This window comes from Streptomyces sp. NPDC031379, assembly GCF_055569615.1.
The window spans coordinates 1-20229 of record NZ_JBVIIT010000034.1 but is presented as its reverse complement, the minus strand read 5'-3'; the positions used below and the strand labels follow the sequence as shown (position 1 = coordinate 20229).

The following is a 20229-nucleotide window of genomic DNA, read 5'->3' as shown; positions in this document are numbered from 1 at the left end:
CCTTACCCGTAGCAGGCCGGGGCGTTCAGGAACGGTGCTCCCTGCCCATGATCCGGGTGAACGTCGCGGGGTCCTCGTCGAACCCGCGCACACCGGGACGGAGGGTCCAGTCGCCGGAGTCGTCGCGCACGAACTCGGCGATCGTCGCGGCCGTCGCCCCGAGGACCGAACCGAAGTCGTCCTCGGCGAGCACGGTGTAGCCCTCCCGGATGCGCATGGCCGGATTGAGCACGTGGGCGAACGTCCTGTAGCCGAGTCGCTGTTGGATGACGACACCTGCCACCACGCGCGTGTAGCGGCCGTCGAGACGGTCCAGCTCGATCATCATGACCTCGTCCCAGCCGAAGCCCTTGCCGTCCGTGCTGTCCCGGTTCAGGAAGATCGTGCCATCCGGCGAGCGGCTGTCGAAATGCACCACGTAGGCCGGAGCCCCGTACGGGTCTGTGGACAAGAAGGTCGCTGCGACGACGTCGAGATCGGTGGGCGGCTGACCCGCCGGACTGGGATCCCACTTGAGCGAGACCTCGACCTTGCGGATTCCCTTGCTGAAGCCGGTCACCAGGTTTTCCCTTCCCCCCTGAAGATCCGTCATCCCCAACTCCCGCGGAGCCGGGCCTTTTTGCCCATCGTGCCATGCGTGTGGGGGCGCACGCGCGGGCGATCTCCGCCGGAGCGTGACCGACGCCACGCCCGCTGGCCTACGATGGCGCGGTGCTGGTCAAGTGGATTCGCTGCACCGTGGTGGACAGCCGCGGGTTCGAGCGGGGGCAGCGGAAATGGGCGGGGCTTCTGGGGGAGCCGGGTTTTCGGGGACAGGGCGGAGGCTGGAGCCGGCAGCGGCAGGGAGTGGCGCACATCTTCGCCTTCTGGGAGAGCCGTGCCTTCTACGACTCCTTCATGGCCCGCTCCCACGACCGCCTGGCGGCCGCCCAGGCCGGCACGTTCAAGGACACCCAGATCAAACTCTTCGAGTACCGCTTCGATGTGAAGACGGGCTTCGAGCCGCGGTTCACCGACGCCGACCTGATCCGGGTAGCCCTCTGCCAGGTGCATGAAGAACGCGTGGAGCACTTCACGCTCATGCAGGAGAAGGTCTGGAACCCCGCGATGGCCGGTTCGCCGGGCATGATCCGCGGCATGTTCGCCGAGGCGCCCGAGCAGGAGTTCCTGGTCCTCTCGATGTGGCGGTCGGCCGCCGAACACGGCAAATACCGCACTGAGCGGGTGGAACGCCTTGCGCTGCGCGCCCAGACGGAGGCGGACGTCGCTGCGCTCTCGGGAGACATCGTGGAGCTGGAGCCGGTCTGGACGGTCTGAGCCCGGCACAGGCACGGTTTGAAAACCAAATGCACCACTGCTGTGCGCCTCACGGGTGGCTCGCCAAGGCCCCGGGACGCTGGATTCGTGTGACCTATGCCGTATGAGGCCCGTACGAGTGCTCGACTCCCCCTCGTTCGATCTAGGGTTTCGGCATGGCACGACCACGGCGCATCGTCCTTGTCCGGCACGGCGAGTCAACCGGGAACATTGACGACTCCGTGTACGAACGCGAGCCCGACCACGCTCTCGCGCTGACCGAGCGCGGTCGGCGGCAGGCCGAGGAGACCGGCGAGAGAGTCCGGAGACTCTTCGGCCAGGAGCGCGTCAGCGTGTACGTGTCCCCGTACCGTCGTACGCTCGAGACGCTCCACGCCTTCCATCTCGACCCCGACCTCATACGCGTCCGCGAGGAGCCCAGGCTGCGGGAGCAGGACTGGGGCAACTGGCAGGACCGCGACGACGTGCGCCTGCAGAAGACCTACCGCGACGCCTACGGTCACTTCTTCTTCCGGTTCCCGCAGGGAGAGTCCGGTGCCGACGTGTACGACCGGGTGGGCGGCTTCCTGGAGAGCCTCTTCCGCAGCTTCGAGGCCCCGGACCATCCGCCGAACGTCCTGCTGGTGACGCATGGTCTTGCGATGCGGCTGTTCTGCATGCGCTGGTTCCACTGGACGGTCGCGGAATTCGAGTCGCTGTCGAATCCCGGGAACGCCGAGATGCGGATGCTCGTCCTGGGGGAGGACGGCAAGTACACGCTCGACCGGCCCTTCGATCGCTGGCGTAAGCCTGTGCCGTACTGGGTCAACGGATAGAGTGGCAGAGCGATGACCGCTGACTCCTCTTCTCCCGGGCGCCTGGAGCGCGCCCTGTCGAGCCTGCGCGGACTGGCCGTGGGGGACGCCCTGGGCTCCCAGTACTTCGTGCCGGCGAACTACCCCCTGCTGAAGCGACGCGAGCTGCCCGCAGGTCCCTGGCAGTGGACGGACGACACCGAGATGGCTTCCTCCGTGGTCGCCGTCCTCGCCGCCCACCAGCGCGTCGACCAGGACGCGCTGGCCCGCTCCTTCGCCGAGCACCACGACTTCGACCGGGGTTACGGCCCCGCGGTCAACCGGCTGCTGCGCCTTGTCCGGGAGGGCGAGGACTGGCGGGAGCTGGCCGCCGGGCTCTTCGGCGGGCAGGGGTCCTGGGGCAACGGTGCGGCGATGCGGATCGCTCCTCTGGGCGCCTGGTACGCGGACGATCCGGAGCAGGCCACCCATCAGGCCGAGATCTCGGCCTATCCCACGCATCAGCACCGGGAGGCCGTGGTGGGTGCCATGGCCGTCGCCGCGGCCGCCGCGCTGGCCGGTTCGCCGGGCGGGCCGCCCACCCCCGAAGCGCTATTGGACGGCGTCATCGCCCTGGTGCCGAAGAGCGCGGTCGGCCAGGGCCTGCGCCGCGCCCGTGACATGCTCGACTACGGCGATGCGGCCACCGTCGCGGCCGTTCTGGGGTGCGGGCGGCGTACGACGGCCCACGACACCGTCCCCTTCGCCCTGTGGTCCGCCGCGCGGAGCCTCGGCGACTTCGAGACGGCCTTCTGGACGACCGCCCAGGTGGGTGGGGACGTCGACACGACCTGCGCCATCGTGGGCGGCGTGCTCGCCTCCGGGAAGGTGGGGACGCCACCCACGGGATGGGTCGAGCGGACCGAGGCCCTGCCGGAATGGGTGCCCACGGGCCTCTGACGGCGCGGTACGCCGAGGGGCGCATCGGTAACCGGACGGCTGTTTCGTACGGCGAGGACGGTTCCGTACGCGGTCGGACTGTTCCGTGTCCGGAGGGCGGTTCCGTACGCGAGCCGGTCTCCTGACTCCTCGGCCTGTCCTGGTCCGACTCCTCGACCTTCGGCTGTCCGGCCGCGATCGACCGGTGCGTGGACTCTCCGTGCTCGACGGGAACTCTCTGTGACCGATGCCCGTTCTTCGTGTATCCGCTGCAGGTCTTTGGTGCCAGGGCCGGCGCAGAGGCGGGCGCTGCGGGTCTGAGGGGGTGCGAGATGGCTTTGGGGTGGTGGGGCCTGATGCTGGTCCCAGCTCTGGTCTCGTTGTGGTCGCGGGCGGTCGTGGTGCGGCCGGCCGGAGCGCCGCAGGTGCCCTCTGTAACCGGGCAGCGGTCCGGCCGGCCGCGGCTCCGCGCGGCTCGGGGTGGATCAGCCGATGCCCGGGCCCGCTACGCCGGCGAGGGAGTCGAGATCGCTCTTGCGGACCCTGATCACCAGCCAGGCGGTGAGGAACGCCAGAGCGGCCATCGCGGCGGCGGTCACGAAGGCGACGGAGATGCCGTGCGCGAGGACCTCGTTCCCCCAGGGCGCGGGCAGCTGGTGCGTCTTGGCGAACTGCGCCTTCTGCTCGGGCGAACCCTCGGCGAGGAACTTGGGCAACTGCTTCTCCGCCTCGTCCTTCCCCGCCGAGCCGAAGACGGTCGTGAGGATGGACAACCCGAGCGAACCGCCCACCTGCTGCGTGGCGTTGAGCAAGCCGGAGGCCGCGCCCGCCTCGTGCTGCGCGACACCGGTGACAGCGGTGACGGTGGCCGTCACGAAGTTCAGGCCCATGCCGAGACCGAACGTCAGCATCGGTCCGAGGACTCCGCCGAGGTAGGAGCTGTCGGGCTGGATGAAGGTCTGCCACACCAGCCCGATCACCACCAGCGCCGAGCCGACCACCATGAACGGCTTGGGGCCGAACGTGGGCAGGAGGCGCTGGGACACGCCCGCGCCGACCGCGATCGCGACCGTCACCGGGAGGAAGGCCAAGCCGGCCTTGATGGCGCTGTAGCCGAGGACGTTCTGCACGAACAGCACTATGTAGAAGAACATGCCGAACATCGCCGCGGACAGGCACAGCATGATCACGTAGGTGCCCCACCGATTGCGGTCGGTGAACATCCTGAGCGGGGTGATCGGCTCCTTCGCCCGCTGCTCGGTGAAGACGAAGGCCAGCAGCAGCACCACGGCCGCTCCGAACGAGCCGACGGTGAGGTCGTTCCGCCAGCCCTCCTCCGCGGCACGGATGAATCCGTAGACCAGCAGGGCCATACCTGCCGTCGAGGTCACCGCACCCGTGATGTCGAAGCGTCCGGGATGCCGCTGGGACTCATTGATGTACAGCGGCGTGAGCGCCGCGATCAGTATGCCGATGGGCACGTTGACGAACAGCACCCACCGCCAGTCGAGCCAGTCGGTGAGCATGCCGCCCGCGAGCAGTCCGATGGCCCCACCGCCTGCGGAGACGGCAGCGAACACGCCGAAGGCCCGGTTGCGTTCGGGGCCTTCGGGGAAGGTCGTGGTGATCAGTGCGAGCGAGGTCGGCGACGCGATCGCGCCTCCGATGCCCTGCAGGGCGCGTGCCGCCAGCAGTTGCCAGGGTTCCTGTGCGAGGCCGCCGAGCAGCGAGGCGAAGGTGAACAGCAGGATTCCGGTCATGAACACCCGGCGGCGGCCGAGGATGTCACCGGCTCGCGCACCGAGCAGCAGCAGTCCGCCGAAGGTGAGCGTGTAGGCGCTGACCACCCACGTGAGGTCGGTGGTGCTGAACTTGAGAGCGTCTTGAATGTGCGGGAGCGCGATGTTCACAATCGTCGCGTCGAGTACCACCATGAGTTGGCAAGCCGCGATGACGGTGAGTGCGATGCCGGGCTGCCCGTCCCGGCGGGCCACGCCCGGTTTCTGGTCTTTGAGCAGCTGAGAGGTCGTCACTATGGGTCCCCCATAAGAGCGTTAGTGAACGCTCGCGTTCACTGTCGCGTTCACGGTAGTGAGTCCCTAACAGTGAACGCAAGCGTTCACTTAATCGCGCGCCCCGCATTGCGTCCCCCTGTTGCTGCTGCGCGGCGCGCTGTTGCCCCGGAACCCCCGCTTCCCATGCATGCTGGAGAAACACAGATGGCTACCTCGCACTGGACGGCCGCCCCCGTCCGGACGGCCCCCCCTCGCCGGCGCGGTGCGGTGCTGGAACGCGCGATCCTGAACGCCGCTCTGGAACAACTCGGTGAGGTCGGCTGGAAGGGTCTGACCATGGAGGGTGTCGCGGCCGGCGCCCAGACGGGAAAGGCCGCCGTCTACCGCCGATGGCCCTCCAAGGAGGATCTCGTGGTGGACGCGCTGGAGGCCGGACTTCCTCGGGTCGAGACGGCCCCCGACCTCGGAAGCGTACGAGAGGACCTCCTCACCCTGTGCCGGCAGGTGCGGCAGATCTTGTACTCGGCCCCCGGTGTCGCGTTGCGCGCAGTCATTCACGAATGCGATCACCTGCAAGCTGAACGCTTCCAGGGTGTGATCGTCGGAGGGGTGGTGGAGCCGACTGTCAGGTTGCTTCGCGACGTCATCACCCGGGGGATAGAGCGAGGCGAGGTTCGGCCGGACGCGGCGAACGGCTATGTTTTCGATGCCATCCCGGCCATGATGATGTACCGCTCAAAGGTGTGCGCCAGCGAATGGAGCGATGGGGAACTCGAGGGGATGATCGACCAGCTGATGCTCCCGCTGCTGCGTCCCGGCGGGGGCTGACCGCCCGGGCCGACACCGTCGGCGATGGCAGGGAGGCCGGGGTGTCGCGTGACGATCCCGGCGGCGTACCCTAAGTGCGCCATGCCGTACGAACCGCCTACTCACACCGTCGAGCGCTCCCTGCGCGCCACGACCGGAGCGAAGGTCATTGCCGGGGTCGACGAGGTGGGACGCGGCGCCTGGGCCGGGCCCGTCACCGTCTGCGCGGCGATCACCGGTCTGCGCCGACCGCCCGAGGGCCTCACCGACTCCAAGCTGCTGACGGTCAGGCGCCGTACGGAACTGGCCGAGATCCTGCGGACATGGGTGACGGCCTACGCACTGGGGCATGCTTCCCCCGAGGAGATCGACGACCTGGGGATGACGGCCGCGTTGCGGCTCGCCGCAGTTCGCGCCCTGGACGCTCTGCCGGTCCGCCCCGAGGCCGTCATCCTCGACGGGAAGCACAACTATCTCGGTGCCCCCTGGCAGGTGCGCACGGTGATCAAGGGTGACCGCTCGTGCGTGGCCGTCGCGGCGGCGTCGGTGATCGCCAAGGTTCAGCGCGACAAAATGATGGCCGAACTGGGTATCGACCATGCAGACTTCGGATTTGCGGACAACGCCGGGTATCCGTCCCCCGTGCACAAGGCCGCACTGGAGGTGCGGGGGCCCACCCCGCATCACCGGTTGTCGTGGGCGTATCTTGATGCGTTGCCTCAGTGGCGGCACCTCAAGAAGGTCCGCAGCTGGGTGGAGGGAAACGTTCCGGAAATCGAGGGTCAGCTCGGCTTCGATTTCTGACGGTTCCGCTCGCACTGATGTGCCCCCCGGTCATCCGCGCCGCACCAACGTTTGATAAATATCAGCTCATGCCTCTCATTCCCGAGGAGCCTCAGATTCACGAGAGTGCCCAGGGTCCCCGCGCCACTCCGGCCAGCGGCCGCACCGCGCCGACCCCCCGCCCCGTACCCGGCCCCCGCCCCGCGGCTCCGTCCCGCCCCGGTCGTCCCGGCCCCCCGCGGCCGACGCCGCCGGTGCAGCGCGCGCCGCGTGACGTGACTCCGGCCAAGCCAGGCCCGTCCGGCCCGGCCGCTCCCGCCGCACCGACGGCGGGTCCCCAGATCCAACTGATCCCGGCCTCGGCCGAGGGTGCGCTCGACGCCGCGGAAGAGGCGTTGGACCTGCTCCTGGACTCGGGCCGCGCCCCCGGCGAGGTGCTCGTGTTCACCACTGGTGCCCAGCACCCGTGGGCCGAGCATGAGCTGTCCTTCGGAGAAGACTCCTACTGGGCGCAGCACGACGCCGGTGACGACGTCTTCTACGCGGACGCCACCGTCGCCGCGCGTGCCGCGTCCCGCCCCGTGGTCGTCGTGGCCGTCAACGGAGGCCCCGCCTCCGCCGCTGCCGACGCCCTCCCGCTGGCCCATTCCCGGGCCGGTGCGCTGCTGATCGTCTGCGGCGACCCGCAGCAGATCAACTCGGTGCTGGGCACCGGCGTCTGAGCCGCGTACGGCACCTCGGGGTACCGGGGTGACGTAGGAGCCGCGCCGACGGGATCCGCAAGGTGCGGCTTTCGGCGTGCCCGGACGTCTTGGTGTGCTCGGGCGGCCGACGGCTGCCCGGCTCGTCGGGCAACTCTCGGGCGGTCCGGTCGCCCGGCGGGGCGCGGTGGTCTCCGAGAGCCGGCCCAGGTCGTAGGGGCCGCAGAACCGGCGCCAGGTCGTCGCATCAGCGCCCGCCGGGGCCGGCCCCGAGCCGCCCCCGGCCGGCTGTACGCAGGGCACCCGAGGGTGGGTCTCGTACGACCGCGGGGTACTCGAGGAGCCGGTCCTGTGCTGCTCGGTGCCCTGATCAGGCATGCCTCGTGGTGTGGCGGCCGGCGACGACTCCCCCTTCGGTGCGGGGCGGTGGGCGGCTCTGAAGGCCGTGCGGCTGTCCTGTGCGGGTACGGCGTTCTTCAGCGAGCCGCCGCGCGGCGCAGAACCTCGGAGACCGGGCCGCCGGTGCGGGGGGTGAGTGGCGGGACCTGCGACATGGCGAAGGACTCCGGCGCGGAGTGAGCGTCGGGCCGTCGTCCGCCGCGTCCCTCGCCGAGCACCTGCCAGCCCTCGTTCGTCAGCGTGATGTACGCGCCGCACCGCAGGCCGTGCAGCGTGCAGGCGTCGCGCAGCCCCCACATCCACGCCCCGTCCTCCTCCGTCCATCGACCATCGCCCTCACGGCAGTAGAGCAGTACGGCCGTGCGCACCGGGGTTCGGCGCCGCAAATCGTGCGGAATGACCCGGCGTAGCTGGTCCAGCAGCGCATTGCGGAACATCCAGCCGTCGGCAGGGGCGGGACGGCGGATGAACGAGGCACTGGCACGCAGCCGCTCGTCCGGATCGAGGACGGCCACGATCGCCATGGACGGCCGCGGGTGGTGGCGGGCGTGCAGCCCGCTGACGACCTCACGGGGGTTGCCCAGCAGGGGGATTCCGGCGGCAGCCCACTCCGCCGGCTCGAGCAGGCGACTGGCGGAGGCGGCGGACGCGGACGTCGACAACGAGGCCGCCGAGGACGAGGCGAATCCGAAGGTCACGTTCCTCCCTTCGGCTACGCGCCCATACTGCGGGCGAGGTCGGAATTCGGGGGAGCGCGCACCACAGCGAAGCCCAACCGGTTCAGGGGCGAGCCGTGCGGGGAGCGGATCTCAATTCTTCCTGCCGAACTAGGTTGCGGCAACGAGCAATTGGCGCCACCGCCGGTTATCTGCTGGTGCGGGGTTTATATCCCTACCCACCGGGCGGCCCGATGACGCCTGGGGCACCGGGTCAGGTCACGTTCGGTTACCGTCGGCGGTCCCGGGAGTCATCCCTGGACGGCGAGGACCAGCGGCAACACCCCCCGCGCGCCTGACCTCATGAGCAGGCGTGCCGCGACCGCGAGGGTCCAGCCCGTCTCCGTGAAGTCGTCGACCAGCAGGACGGGCCCGGGGGCCTCCGCGAGCGCCGACGCGAGGGCGGGCGGCACCGTCAACGCACCGTCGAGGGCCTTCAGTCGCTGCGCACTGTTACTGCGCGACATCCGGGGCACCTCCTCGGCGTACTCCACGGAGCCGAGCAGGGGCAGCCGGCCGATCTCGGCGATCCGGGCGCCCAGGGACTCGATCAACCGGGGCCGGGTGCGCGAGGCGATGGTGACCACACCCACCGGCCGGGCCTGGGCGTCGGACGCTCCGGAGGCCCAGCCGCCGGGGCCCCTGGCCCAGTCGGCCAGCACGCCGACGGCGGCTCGCGCCACATCGTCCGGGACGGGAGCGTCCGGTGTCCGGGGTGCGAACAGGGGGCGCAGCCGATTGCCCCAGCCGATGTCCGACAGTCGCCCCAGAGCCCGTCCCTGCGACGCCTGTTCACCGGCTGGGATGCGGCCCTTGAGATCGATGCCGACGGCCGGCAGGCCGGTCGGCCACATGCGGCGGGGCTCCACCTCGACTCCCGCACGGCCCAGGTCGCTCCGTGCGGCGTCCAGTGCCGCCGTGGACATGTCCGCGGTGAAGCGGGGTCCCGCACAGTTGTCGCAACGGCCACACGGTTTGGCGCCCTCGTCGTCCAGCTGGCGCTGCAGGAATTCCATGCGGCACTCGGTGGTGGACGCATACGCGCGCATTGCCTGCTGCTCGGCCGCGCGCTGCCGGGCGACCCAGTCGTAGCGCTCGGCGTCGTACGACCACGGCTGCCCGGTCGCGATCCAGCCGCCTTTGACCCGCCGTACCGCTCCGTCCACGTCGAGAACCTTCAGCATGGTTTCCAGCCGCGAGCGACGCAGCTCGACAAGGGGCTCCAGCGCGGGCAGCGACATGGACCTGTCCGCCCGGGCCAGGACGTCCAGGGTGCGCCGGACCAGTTCCTCGGAGGGGAAGGCCAGCGAGGCGAAGTACTCCCAGATCGCCTCGTCCTCCTTGCCCGGCAGCAGCAGTACCTCGGCGTGTTCGACGCCACGCCCGGCCCGGCCCACCTGCTGGTAGTAGGCGATGGGGGAGGAGGGAGAGCCGAGGTGCACGACGAAACCCAGATCGGGCTTGTCGAAACCCATACCGAGCGCGGAGGTGGCGACCAGGGCCTTCACCCGGTTGGCGAGCAGATCCTCCTCGGCCTGTTGCCGTTCGGCGTTCTCCGTCTTGCCCGTGTAGGAGGCGACGACGTGCCCGCGCTGCCGCAGGAAGGCGGTGACCTCCTCGGCGGCGGCGACGGTGAGCGTGTAGATGATGCCGGATCCCGGCAGGTCGTCCAGATGGTCGGCGAGCCAGGCCATCCGGTGCGCGGCGTCCGGCAGACGCAGCACGCCGAGGCTCAGGCTCTCCCGGTCCAGCGGTCCGCGCAGCACCAGGGCGTCCGACGTGCCGCCGGTGCCCAGTTGCTCGGCGACGTCGGCGGTGACCCGCGCGTTGGCCGTGGCGGTGGTGGCCAGCACGGGGACGTCCGGCGGGAGGTCGCCGAGCATGGTGCGCAGCCGGCGGTAGTCCGGACGGAAGTCGTGTCCCCAGTCGGAGATGCAGTGGGCCTCGTCCACGACCAGCAGACCGGTCGCCGCGGACAGCTTGGGCAGGACCTGATCGCGGAAGTCGGGGTTGTTCAGGCGCTCCGGGCTGACCAGCAGGACGTCCACCTCGCCGGCCGCGATCTCGCCCTGGACGGCTTCCCACTCCTCGGTGTTCGCGGAGTTGATGGTCCGGGCGTGGATACCGGCCCGGGCCGCGGCCTCCACCTGGTTGCGCATGAGCGCGAGCAGCGGCGAGACGATCACCGTGGGCCCGCTGCCTCTGGCCCGCAGCAGCGACGTCGCCACGAAGTACACCGCGGACTTGCCCCATCCCGTGCGCTGCACGACCAGGGCCCGGCGCCGGTCGGCGACCAGCGCCTCGATCGCCCGCCACTGGTCCTCGCGCAGCCGTGCCGCGCCCGTGGCATCCCCGACGAGCCGGGCGAGGACGGCGTCCGCCTGTGCCCGGAGGTCCGCGTTGCTCGTGTGCTCCATGCGGTCCATACAACAGGACGGGACCGACAAGCGGGTGTCCGCGGGCCACGGCTGTGGACAACCGCACCGGCCTTGTCGTGTCCCTGATTCGACTTATCCACAGGCTCAAGCGGAGTCCTGAGATCCGCGAGATCGTCTGCGCATGGCGAATCACAGCGAAACGACCGGACCCTCCGAAAACAGTGACATCTCGGGACGGGAGCCGTCGACGACACCGACCGCACACGACACCCAGGTCACCCTGCGCACCCCCGCCGAGCTGGCCGACGCCCTGCCCTACCTGCTCGGCTACCGACCGGAGGACAGCATGGTGCTGGTCGCCCTCCACGACCGCGAAGGCAAGGGCAGGTTCGGAGGCCGGGCCAGGCTCGGCATTCCCGCGACCGAGGAGGACTGGGAGGCGGCAGCACGACAGCTGGCCCACGGACTGGTGACCGGCAGCGAACGGCGCGGCGCCCGGCCGGAACAGATGGTGGCCTACGTCTGCCAGGAACCGTCCCGCGGCGAGTCGGGCCGCGACGTCAAGCGCCGACTCGAGAAGCTCGCCCATGTGCTGCGCGTCGCGTGCGGCAACCTCGACGTGCCGGTCATCGAGGCCCTGTGCATCTCGGACGGACGTTATTGGAGCTACTGCTGCCCGACCGAGAGCTGCTGCCCCGAGGACGGCTCGCCGATGGGCCTTCCCGGCACCTCCGTGCTGGCCGCGGCGGCCACCTACGCCGGCATCCAGGTCCGCGGCACGCTCAGGGAGCTGCGGGCCAGGCTGCAACCCTGGGAGACGACCGCGGCTCTGGAGCAGGAGATCGCCCTGGACACGGCCGGTATGGCTCTGGTGCCCCGGATCCTGGACGAGGCGACTCGCGCGGACGTCGCAGAAGAGACTCTCGCCCTCGCCGAGCGGGTCATCCGTCGTTTCGCCGCCGCGGCGCCGGTGTCCGGCACGCATCCGGCCGACCTGCGCGACGACGACCTGCTCGGCCACGACGAGGCGGCGACACTCGTTCTCGGACTGCAGGACCGCACGACCCGGGACCGTGCGGCCGCATGGATGGAGGGAGAGGAGGCGGGCCCGGCCCTACGGCTCTGGCGCGCCCTGGCCCGCCGCTGCGTCGGCCCCTACGGTGAGCACGCCGCCGCCCCGCTGACCCTGGCCGGCTGGGTGGCCTGGTCGACGGGCGACGAACTGGAGGCCCGTGAGGCACTGGCCATGGCGCTCGGCGCGGACCCTGACTACCTCTTCGCTCGCCTGCTGCATCAGGCCTGCAACGAGGGCCTCGACCCGGAGTCGATCCGCCGTTGCCTGCGTACCGAACGCTCCGGGCGGGCGCCGGCGGCGGCCACGGAGGACGCGGGTCCGGCGACGGAGCCGGCTCTGCCCGACACGGCCGGAGCGTCGTGCGTGACGCCCGGACCCGATGCGTCGACGACGGACGACCTGGGTGCCGGACCAAGCTCGAGGACACGTCCCCGTCGGCGGCGCCGAGCACGGTCCGCGGACGGCGGTGACGCTCTTCGCGCCACTCGGCCGGCCGACGGCCGGCGGCGGCCCACCCGCTCCCGTCTCCGGCCGTCGGCCGCCGAAGCCTCGCGGCCCGGCGCCCGGGACTCGAGCGGCACACGCACACGTGCGGCGGACGAGCCCGACGACACGACCAGCGGGGCCCCGATGGGCAACGGTCACCGGGAGCAAGAGGGGGACGGATGACCACCGCAGGGGCGAGCACGAGCCGCCACCTGGACGGGCATGTTCCCGCCGGGAGGAGAGGCGGTGAGCCGGCAGGGACTCGTCGCCGGGCGAGGGGGAGCGGGCCGGAAGCACAGGTGGGGCCGTCCCAGGTCCGTCGGTGTCAGCGGCTCGGGAGCGTGTGGGGGGAGATCGCCGCCGAACCGCCACGCGGCCATTCGGTCGGCTTCCCGGAAGCGAGCCGTGACCCAGACGAGTCCCCTTCCGTTCACCTGAGTGGCGGAACGCCTGGACGGGCCCTGCCGCCGCACGACCCTTGTCCGCCGGGGTGCTCCCACGGCCGCCCAGCACGTCCGAGGCGCACCGAGCGCAGAAGAAGCGACCCCATGCACCAGCAGCCGACTCCGCACGCCGCCGACGACCGACGTCCGCCCTGGGACCGGCGCGAGCCGCTTCCGACCAACGCTGCCGGCCCTTCCGCACCTAAGACCACCGGCGTTCCTCCCTCGCCTCCTCCGGGCCGACACTCCAAGCCCCCGGCCACCCAGGGCAATCCCCCGCTCCGGGCCCCCGGCGGATCGCGTCGACCAGCAGCGACCCCTCCGGCACGCACCGTTCCAAGCGCCCGCACGGCGTCCGAGCTGCCGCCCACGCACACCGCCCTGATCTGTGTCGCCCTGCCCGGCCTCGCCATCTCCGGCGAAGTGGGACAGTTGTCCGGCCGCGGACTGGACGGCTTCTATCGAGGCGGCAGGCGCCTGCTCTCGCGGTGCCAGGTCCGCGTGGCCGGCCGCGAACCGCTGGCGGTGCAGGCCAGGATGACCGGAGCCGACAGCGCCCGCTTCGTGGGGACGCTGCGCGATTCCCAGGCGCCGGGACCTGATCCGGAGGTGGTCGTCGAGCGGACGCGCCACGCCGACGGAACCGAACGGATCACCCTGCGCAACGCCGGCCTACGGCACCTGCGCCTGCCCGTCGAGGTCGCCCTCGGCACCGACCTCGCGGAACTCGGCACCATCGCCTCCGGCAGGGCGGGCCCCGAACTCCGGGCCACCGTCCACGACTCGGGCCTGCGCTGGGCCACGGACGGCGCCGCCGCCTGCGTCACCGCCGACCCGCCACCCTCGGACGCCCTGGCGTCCGCCGGACTGCTGCGCTGGGAACTGGACCTGCCACCGAGCGGGACGGCGGTGCTGGAACTGAGGGTGCGACCCGACGGAGCGGGTCCGCTGCGGACCGCGGGACATGCCGCGACCAGCCCATTCGCGCGTGCCCGCGCGGCCGGCGACGATCCCCGGGTGGCTCCCCTGCTGCACGCGGCCGTCGCCGACCTCCAGGCGTTGCTCCTGCGCGACCCCGCGCACCCCTGCGACACCTACCTCGCGGCCGGGGCGCCGTGGCGCTGCGGAATGGCACCCGGCGAGGCCCTCGCCGCCGCCCGCATGACCCTGCCCCTGGGCACCCGCCTCGCCGCCGGCACCTTGCGCACCCTGGCCCGGACCCAGCTCCCGGGCCCAGGCCCCAAGGCCGGCATGATCCCGGGGCCGCGACGCGACGCCGGTCCGCTCCTCCCACCGGGCTGCACGGGAACCGAGGCCACACTGCTCTTCCCCGTCCTGCTCGCCGAGGCCCGCCGTTGGGGACTTCCCGAGCAGGAGACGCAGGAACTGCTGCCCGCGGCCGAACGCTGCCTGACCTGGCTGCGTGCCACCGTCAGCGACGGAACCTACCTCTCCGACCCGCAGCCCGCAGGGCCCGCCCGCTGCGAGACGCAGGCCCACGCGCATCGCGCGGCGCTGCTCGGTGCCGACCTCCTCGACGCCTGCGCAAGACCGGGCGCCACGGAGTTACGGCAGTGGGCGGAGACCCTGCGGTCCGCCTTCCGGACCGACTTCTGGATCGAGGACCGCGGCGGCGGCCGTCCCGCAGCGGCCCTGGCGCCGGACGGCCGCCCCGTGCCGCATCTGGGCTCCACCGCGGTCCACCTGCTGGACACCGGGCTGCTCGGCTCCGGCCGGCTCGCTCCGGGCCTGCTGGACCAGAGGCGGACCGAGTACCTCGCAAGGCTGCTCGGCGGCCCCGCCCTGGACGCGGGCTGGGGGCTGCGCGGCCTTGGCACCACGGAGGCGGGACACAACCCCTTCGGGCACCGGACCGGAGCGGTGCGGGTCCACGAGAGCGCGCTCGCCGTCGCCGGACTGGCCGCCGCCGGCTGCGAGAAGGAGGCCGAGGGTTTGCTGAGAGGGCTGCTGGAAGCAGCGGGGCACTTCGGTCACCGGCTGCCCGAGATGTTCGCCGGCGAACAGCGCTCCGTCGGCAGCGCACCTCTCCCGCACCCGGCGGCCTGCCGCCCTGCGGCGACCGCCGCGGCCTCCGTGATCCTGATGCTCACCGCTCTCGCCGGCATCCGCCCCGACGCCCCCGCAGGCACGGTCACCCTGCGTCCGGTGCGCAGCGCCCCGCTCGGCGAACTCGGCCTGACAGGGCTGCGCGTCGCCGGTGCACCCTTCGCCGTACGCATCAGCCGACTGGGACTCGCCATGGTCGAGGAGGCCGCGGACGGTCTGCAACTGGGCGTGTGACCCCCGGCAACAGGGAGTGTGACCTCGTACGACGCGGCCGTCACGACGCACAGGAGACGGCCCCGTGCCTCATACCGGAACGAAGCGGAACCACGAATCTGTGCGGCCGACGAAGGGAGTGTTTATCGTCAGGCAGACGACTATGATCGCCGCATGCCCTACGACCCGTCAGCCTTTCCGCCTTTCGCCGTCACTGTGGACCTGGTCGTGCTGACCGTGCGCCGCCATGCCCTGTGCGCGCTGGCGGTCCGCCGCGGCGAGCCCCCTTTCCAGGGGCGCTGGGCATTGCCAGGCGGCTTCGTACGGGAAGACGAGGACCTGACTCAGGCGGCGGCGCGTGAGCTGGCCGAGGAGACCGGGCTGCGCGCACACGACCCCTCGGCCCCGGCCCAGGACAACGGTGCCCACCTCGAGCAGCTGGCCACCTACGGCGACCCCAAGCGGGATCCGCGCATGCGGGTGGTCAGCGTCGCGCACTTGGCGCTCGCCCCCGACCTGCCCGCACCACGGGCGGGAGGCGACGCCAGCAATGCGCGCTGGGCACCGGTGGAGGAACTCCTCCAGCAGGGCGGCTACGGACGCGACGGCGAGCCCCTCGCGCCTCTCGCGTTCGATCATGCCCAGATCCTCGCCGACGGAGTGGAGAGGGCTCGGTCCAAGATCGAGTACTCGTCGCTTGCCACGGCGTTCTGTCCGCCCGAGTTCACGGTGGGAGAGCTGCGCCGGGTGTACGAGGCGGTGTGGGGTGTGGCCCTCGACCCGCGCAACTTCCACCGCAAGGTCACCGGAACCCCCGGATTCCTCGTCCCCACCGGAGGCACGACCACCCGCCAGGGCGGCCGGCCGGCCCAGCTCTTCCGGGCGGGCGGCGCCACCCTGCTCAACCCTCCGATGCTCCGCCCCGAGGTCTGAGGCGCGGCACGGACGGCCGCCGGGACGGCACACGAGCCGACGATGTGAACGAGTTCCCGCTCCGTCGAACGGCGGACACGGAGGGGGTGGTCCGTGTGGCACTCGCCGACAGGACGCGCTATACACCAAAAATTCGGACATAGCGCGCTATCTTGCTGCAGGTGATCCAGGCCGTCGGATTGACCAGCAACCCCCGCAAGGCGCACCTGCCCGCCGTCGACGACGTCTCCTTCGAGGCGCGCGCCGGGCAGGTCACCGCGCTCCTAGGCGGCGCCGGGGCGGGCAAGACGACGGCGATCAGACTGATGCTCGAGCTGCAGCCGGGCCGCGGCATCACATACTTCCGAGGGCGGCCCCTCCACCAGATCCCGCATCCCGCGCGGGAAGTCGGCGTGCTCCTCGGTGATGTGCCGGGGCATCCGGCGCGCTCGGTCCGCGGCCATCTGCGGATGCTGTGCGCGTCGTCGGGAGTCCCCGCCCGGCGCGCCGACGAGGTCCTCGAAGTGGTCGGCCTCGTCAGCCTCCGCGAGGAGCGCCTCGGCACGCTCTCGCGCGGCATGGACCGCAGACTGGGCCTGGCCTGTGCTCTCCTGCCCGACCCGCACACGCTCGTCCTGGACGAACCCACCGACGGCCTCTCCACCCGGGAGGCGCAGTGGCTGCACAGCATGCTGCGCGCCCACGCCCACCACGGCGGCACCGTGCTCTTCAGCACGGCCGACACGAAGGAAGCCGCGCGCACGACCGACCGGGTCATCACCCTCGAGGGCGGCAGGCTCGTCGCCGACCAGGAGGCCAAGGAGTTCGCCCGTACCCGGCTGCGCCCGCGCGTGGCCGTCCGCAGCCCCCACGCGGCACGCCTCGCGACCCTGCTCACCAAGGAGGCCCGCACCGCCCGCCGGTCCGTCGAGGTCGTACGGGAGGGCGGTAACCGCCTCTCGGTGTACGGCAGCACGACCGCCGACGTCGGGGAGACAGCGTTTCGCCACGGCATCCTCGTCCATCAACTTGCCGACGAGATGGGGGACATGGGGCCCGGTGCCGGGCCCGGCGGCGAGACGGAAGCCGAGGGCACCCGGCCCGCTCAGCGCCAGTCGGCCGTACCGGACGCACCTGCGGCCCCCCGGGAGCGCACCGCCTCGGACGCCTGCCCGATGGAGCGGGACACCGCGGCCCCCGCACTCTCTGAGGAGGAGCGGGAACAGGTCGCGGCGGACGAGTCGCCGGTGGGCCACGGGCAAGCCGCGTCCGGCTCTTCGGCGTCGGAGTCGGCCCGTGCCGCGCCGGGCCTCTCGCCCGCGAAGCAGAGTCGCGTAGCCGCGGACGCGCCGTCGGCGGAGCGGGAACGCGCGCAGTCCGCCTTGCCCACGGCGGACCAGGAGGGCGCACGGCTAGGCCTGTCGGAGACGGAACCCCGCAACGCGGACTACGGCTCGTCGGTGACGGAGCCGGGCAGCACCGAGGGTGGCTCAGCGGCGACGGAGCCGGCCCCCTCGGCGATCGACGAGTCACGGCCGGAGCCGGAGCCGGGGACGCCGTCGCCGGGCGGCGCGCCGAGGGAGCAGGACACCGCGGTGCCGGGCGTCTCGACGTCGAAGCAGCCTGGGCGCGGCGCAGAGGGCCTCGCGGCGCCGGAGCGCGTCGTGTCCGGCCTCTGCGCCGAAGCGTGGACCACCTCGGCCCACGAAGGGCGGACCGTATCCGGGTCCTCGGCGACGGAACGCACGCGGACCGGCCACGGCGAGCGGTCATCGCTCGGGGAAGACCCCGGCCACGCGTCCGCGCCGGAGCACACGGAGACCGCCGCCCCGGCGCACGGTGTCTCTTCGGCCGCGGCGCTGTCCGGAACCGGAGAAAAAGCAGCTCACGATGCCGTTGGAGTCCGTGGTGGGGGAGCTTCGGCCAAGGTGGCAGCAGCCGACGGCAGCCGGTCCGCCGAGACGGCGGCGTCGAAAACCGGCCAGGCCCGGATCTCGGCGCCCTCGGCTTCTCAGGCCGGCGGCACGAGCAGCGCCTCGGCGGGCATCACCACCACCCGCACCCTCCTGCCCGGCGCCCGGAACCCCGGCGCCGGCAAGCCGCAGCCCAGCCGAGCCGTACGTCCCGACGGGGTACGCACGGTCGATGCCCTCTCCCCCCTCCCACCCCCCATCTCCGTCCGCCCCGCCCCCACCCCCCTCCGCCCACTCCGTTACGAGATCCGGCGCGCCACCGGAGTCGGCACCGGATTTCTGACCTGCGGAGCCGTGCTGGTCGTGTCCGCGCTCACGACCGTGGTGCTGGCCCGGATCGGCCATACCCCGCAGGCGCGGCTGTTCGCGGCGTGGCCGAGGGAGCTGCCGCTGCCGCCCGCGGCGTTCGCGGCGGGGCTGCTCGGAGCGCTGGCCTTCGGGGACGAGTTCCGCCACCCCGCCCTGGCGGCGGACCGCGGCACCGTGCCCCGCCGGCTGGGGCTGCTGACCGCGAAATTGATCGTCTCCGGAGCCACCGCGCTGATGCTGGCCTTCCTCACCATGGGCTGCGACGCCGAAGTGCTCTACCTCGTCTACGGACGGGAGCTGACACAAGTTCCCGCGGACTGGCTCCCACTGACCGCGAGTTGGTTCGGGCTCGTCGTCGGCTGCGCCTGGGCCGGTGTGCTGGCGGCCGGGGTGTTCCGGTCCACCACGGCCGGCCTGGCCGCCGTCCTCGCCGTACCCGTCGTCGTCGTACCGCTCGTGCAGGAGGCGCTGCAGGATTCCGGTATGCGGATGGCGGCCGACTTGCCGGTGCGGTTGCGGGAGGTGTTCCTGCTGCAATGGCCCTTCGGAGGGGAGCGATATCTGCTCGCGACGGTGCGGGTTCTCGGTCAACCCGTAGGCGGGGCAATGGTGTTGTCCCTGGCGGGACTGCTCTGCGCGTATCTGTTCACGACTCTGCGCGCCAGGGCCCGATGACACCTGTCCGAGCACTTCCGGTCCCGCTGTGCGCACAACTCCCCGCAGAAAGGCCATTTCTTTCCGATAAGGCGTCAATTGCGACGGGGTGAGCGATCACCCTTTCGTGTGCTTTTCACCAAAGCCCTCAAGGGAGTTGGAGACGACGCCGACAAAGGATCCGTGAGTACCCTTGCGCACACCATGATGACCGCCGCCCGCAACTCAGACTCTGGTCTGACCGGCCCGGGCGATCTCGACCGCTATCCCTACGCCGAGGCCCCCGTGGCCGACCGCGTCGGAGCGCCCTCCTGGGAGGGCGCGGACCCGGAGCTGGGCCGTGTCGGCCGACGTGCCGCCGGCAGCCGCGGACGCGGGCTGCACGGCCAACTCGTTCAACAGCTGGGACAGATGATCGTCTCCGGCGACCTGGGCGCGGACCGCCCGCTGGTGCCCGAGGAGATCGGCCAGCGCTTCGAGGTCTCCCGCACCGTCGTCCGCGAGTCGCTCCGCGTCCTCGAGGCCAAGGGCCTGGTCAGCGCCCGCCCGAACGTCGGCACGCGCGTACGTCCCGTCAGCGACTGGAACCTCCTCGACCCGGACATCATCGAGTGGCGGGCCTTCGGGCCCCAGCGCGACGACCAGCGCCGTGAGCTGAGCGAGCTGCGCTGGACGATCGAGCCGCTCGCCGCCCGCCTCGCCGCCGGGCACGGGCGCGAGGAGGTGCAGCAGCGCCTGTGCGACATGGTCGAGATCATGAGCCACGCCATGGCGCAGGGCGACGCCCTGACCTATTCGCGGGCCGACAACGAGTTCCACGCCCTGCTCATCCAGATCGCCGGCAACCGCATGCTGGAGCACCTCTCCGGGATCGTCTCGGCGGCCCTCCAGGTGTCGGGCGGTCCGGTCACCGGATGTGACCGGCCGAACGAGGCGTCCCTTGCGCAGCACGCGCGGATCGTCGACGCCCTCGGTACCGGGGACGGCGCGGCGGCGGAGACGGCCATGCGTCAGCTGCTCACCGTCCACCCCGAGGTGGAGCGCGTGGTTCCCGCTCCGCGCGAGCACTGACCCGCGACGAGGTGATGCGGTCGCCGGTGTGCGACGCCCTCGTGGTTCTCGGTGCCGCGCTGGACTGGTTCTCGTGGCCGCTCCGGGCCCGGGTACCGGGCCCGGGGGGGGGGGGGGGGGGGGGGGGGGGGGGGGGGGGGGGGGGGGGGGGGGGGGGGGGGGGGGGGGGGGGGGGGGGGTGGGGGGGGGGGGGGGGGG

General features: G+C 71.8%; 15 protein-coding genes. 11 read left to right on the top strand and 4 right to left on the bottom strand.

Features of this window, described 5'->3' with window-relative positions:
• Positions 1-25: 25 nt before the first annotated feature.
• On the bottom strand, positions 26-592 hold the full coding sequence (locus ACZ5CW_RS36520) for a TerD family protein (RefSeq protein WP_468609259.1): 567 nt from the start codon (positions 590-592) through the stop codon (positions 26-28).
• Positions 593-711: 119 nt separating this feature from the next.
• On the opposite strand from ACZ5CW_RS36520, the gene ACZ5CW_RS36515 reads away from it, so the two are divergent.
• The 3 genes from ACZ5CW_RS36515 to ACZ5CW_RS36505 all read left to right on the top strand — a co-directional run bounded on the left by ACZ5CW_RS36515 (position 712) and on the right by ACZ5CW_RS36505 (position 3050).
• The gene (locus tag ACZ5CW_RS36515) at positions 712-1317 is read left to right on the top strand and encodes a YdbC family protein (protein WP_468609257.1); all 606 of its coding nucleotides are present in this window, start codon (positions 712-714) and stop codon (positions 1315-1317) included.
• 155 nt (positions 1318-1472) lie between these two features.
• Positions 1473-2132: a histidine phosphatase family protein gene (locus ACZ5CW_RS36510; protein ID WP_468609255.1), complete on the top strand. Its 660-nt coding sequence runs from the start codon at positions 1473-1475 to the stop codon at positions 2130-2132.
• Between the two features lie 12 nt (positions 2133-2144).
• Positions 2145-3050, top strand: a complete 906-nt coding sequence (locus tag ACZ5CW_RS36505; RefSeq protein ID WP_468609253.1) for an ADP-ribosylglycohydrolase family protein — start codon at positions 2145-2147, stop codon at positions 3048-3050.
• Between the two features lie 464 nt (positions 3051-3514).
• Here the strand turns inward: ACZ5CW_RS36505 and ACZ5CW_RS36500 are convergent, their stop codons facing one another.
• Entirely contained in the window at positions 3515-5062 is a 1548-nt protein-coding gene (locus ACZ5CW_RS36500) for an MFS transporter (protein WP_468609251.1), read from the bottom strand.
• Between the two features lie 186 nt (positions 5063-5248).
• On the opposite strand from ACZ5CW_RS36500, the gene ACZ5CW_RS36495 reads away from it, so the two are divergent.
• The 3 genes from ACZ5CW_RS36495 to ACZ5CW_RS36485 all read left to right on the top strand — a co-directional run bounded on the left by ACZ5CW_RS36495 (position 5249) and on the right by ACZ5CW_RS36485 (position 7356).
• On the top strand, positions 5249-5872 hold the full coding sequence (locus tag ACZ5CW_RS36495; RefSeq protein ID WP_468609249.1) for a TetR/AcrR family transcriptional regulator: 624 nt from the start codon (positions 5249-5251) through the stop codon (positions 5870-5872).
• A gap of 81 nt (positions 5873-5953) precedes the next feature.
• Entirely contained in the window at positions 5954-6655 is a 702-nt protein-coding gene (locus ACZ5CW_RS36490) for a ribonuclease HII (RefSeq protein ID WP_468609359.1), read from the top strand.
• A 68-nt stretch (positions 6656-6723) separates the two neighbouring features.
• Complete coding sequence (locus ACZ5CW_RS36485; RefSeq protein ID WP_468609247.1) at positions 6724-7356, top strand: hypothetical protein; 633 nt, start codon at positions 6724-6726, stop codon at positions 7354-7356.
• 455 nt (positions 7357-7811) lie between these two features.
• Here ACZ5CW_RS36485 and ACZ5CW_RS36480 read toward each other — a convergent pair whose 3' ends face one another.
• Together ACZ5CW_RS36480 and ACZ5CW_RS36475 are read right to left on the bottom strand one after the other, a co-directional pair.
• Positions 7812-8432: a hypothetical protein gene (locus ACZ5CW_RS36480; RefSeq protein ID WP_468609245.1), complete on the bottom strand. Its 621-nt coding sequence runs from the start codon at positions 8430-8432 to the stop codon at positions 7812-7814.
• Positions 8433-8701: 269 nt separating this feature from the next.
• Positions 8702-10867 carry a RecQ family ATP-dependent DNA helicase gene (locus tag ACZ5CW_RS36475; RefSeq protein WP_468609243.1) on the bottom strand — a complete coding sequence of 722 codons (2166 nt, stop codon included), beginning with the start codon at positions 10865-10867 and terminating at the stop codon, positions 8702-8704.
• Between the two features lie 142 nt (positions 10868-11009).
• On the opposite strand from ACZ5CW_RS36475, the gene ACZ5CW_RS36470 reads away from it, so the two are divergent.
• From ACZ5CW_RS36470 to ACZ5CW_RS36450, 5 genes are all read left to right on the top strand, one after another.
• Positions 11010-12572: a DUF4192 domain-containing protein gene (locus ACZ5CW_RS36470; RefSeq protein ID WP_468609241.1), complete on the top strand. Its 1563-nt coding sequence runs from the start codon at positions 11010-11012 to the stop codon at positions 12570-12572.
• Between the two features lie 365 nt (positions 12573-12937).
• Positions 12938-15133, top strand: coding sequence for a glycogen debranching N-terminal domain-containing protein (locus tag ACZ5CW_RS36465; RefSeq protein ID WP_468609239.1), 2196 nt, complete (start codon positions 12938-12940; stop codon positions 15131-15133).
• Positions 15134-15286: 153 nt separating this feature from the next.
• The gene (locus ACZ5CW_RS36460; protein ID WP_468609237.1) at positions 15287-16045 is read left to right on the top strand and encodes an NUDIX hydrolase; all 759 of its coding nucleotides are present in this window, start codon (positions 15287-15289) and stop codon (positions 16043-16045) included.
• Positions 16046-16206: 161 nt separating this feature from the next.
• Complete coding sequence (locus ACZ5CW_RS36455) at positions 16207-18981, top strand: ABC transporter ATP-binding protein (RefSeq protein WP_468609235.1); 2775 nt, start codon at positions 16207-16209, stop codon at positions 18979-18981.
• A gap of 162 nt (positions 18982-19143) precedes the next feature.
• Entirely contained in the window at positions 19144-20031 is an 888-nt protein-coding gene (locus tag ACZ5CW_RS36450) for a FadR/GntR family transcriptional regulator (protein ID WP_468609233.1), read from the top strand.
• The last annotated feature ends 198 nt before the right edge of the window (positions 20032-20229 follow it).

Bases quoted from the DNA above. Each gene is read 5' to 3' on its own strand.
- ACZ5CW_RS36520 (WP_468609259.1), bottom strand. From the start codon at position 592: ATGACGGATCTTCAGGGGGGAAGGGAAAACCTGGTGACCGGCTTCAGC.
- ACZ5CW_RS36505 (WP_468609253.1), top strand. From the start codon at position 2,145: ATGACCGCTGACTCCTCTTCTCCCGGGCGCCTGGAGCGCGCCCTGTCG.
- ACZ5CW_RS36495 (WP_468609249.1), top strand. From the start codon at position 5,249: ATGGCTACCTCGCACTGGACGGCCGCCCCCGTCCGGACGGCCCCCCCT.
- ACZ5CW_RS36460 (WP_468609237.1), top strand. From the start codon at position 15,287: ATGCCCTACGACCCGTCAGCCTTTCCGCCTTTCGCCGTCACTGTGGAC.
- ACZ5CW_RS36475 (WP_468609243.1), bottom strand. From the start codon at position 10,867: ATGGAGCACACGAGCAACGCGGACCTCCGGGCACAGGCGGACGCCGTC.
- ACZ5CW_RS36465 (WP_468609239.1), top strand. From the start codon at position 12,938: ATGCACCAGCAGCCGACTCCGCACGCCGCCGACGACCGACGTCCGCCC.
- ACZ5CW_RS36510 (WP_468609255.1), top strand. From the start codon at position 1,473: ATGGCACGACCACGGCGCATCGTCCTTGTCCGGCACGGCGAGTCAACC.
- ACZ5CW_RS36470 (WP_468609241.1), top strand. From the start codon at position 11,010: ATGGCGAATCACAGCGAAACGACCGGACCCTCCGAAAACAGTGACATC.
- ACZ5CW_RS36485 (WP_468609247.1), top strand. From the start codon at position 6,724: ATGCCTCTCATTCCCGAGGAGCCTCAGATTCACGAGAGTGCCCAGGGT.
- ACZ5CW_RS36490 (WP_468609359.1), top strand. From the start codon at position 5,954: ATGCCGTACGAACCGCCTACTCACACCGTCGAGCGCTCCCTGCGCGCC.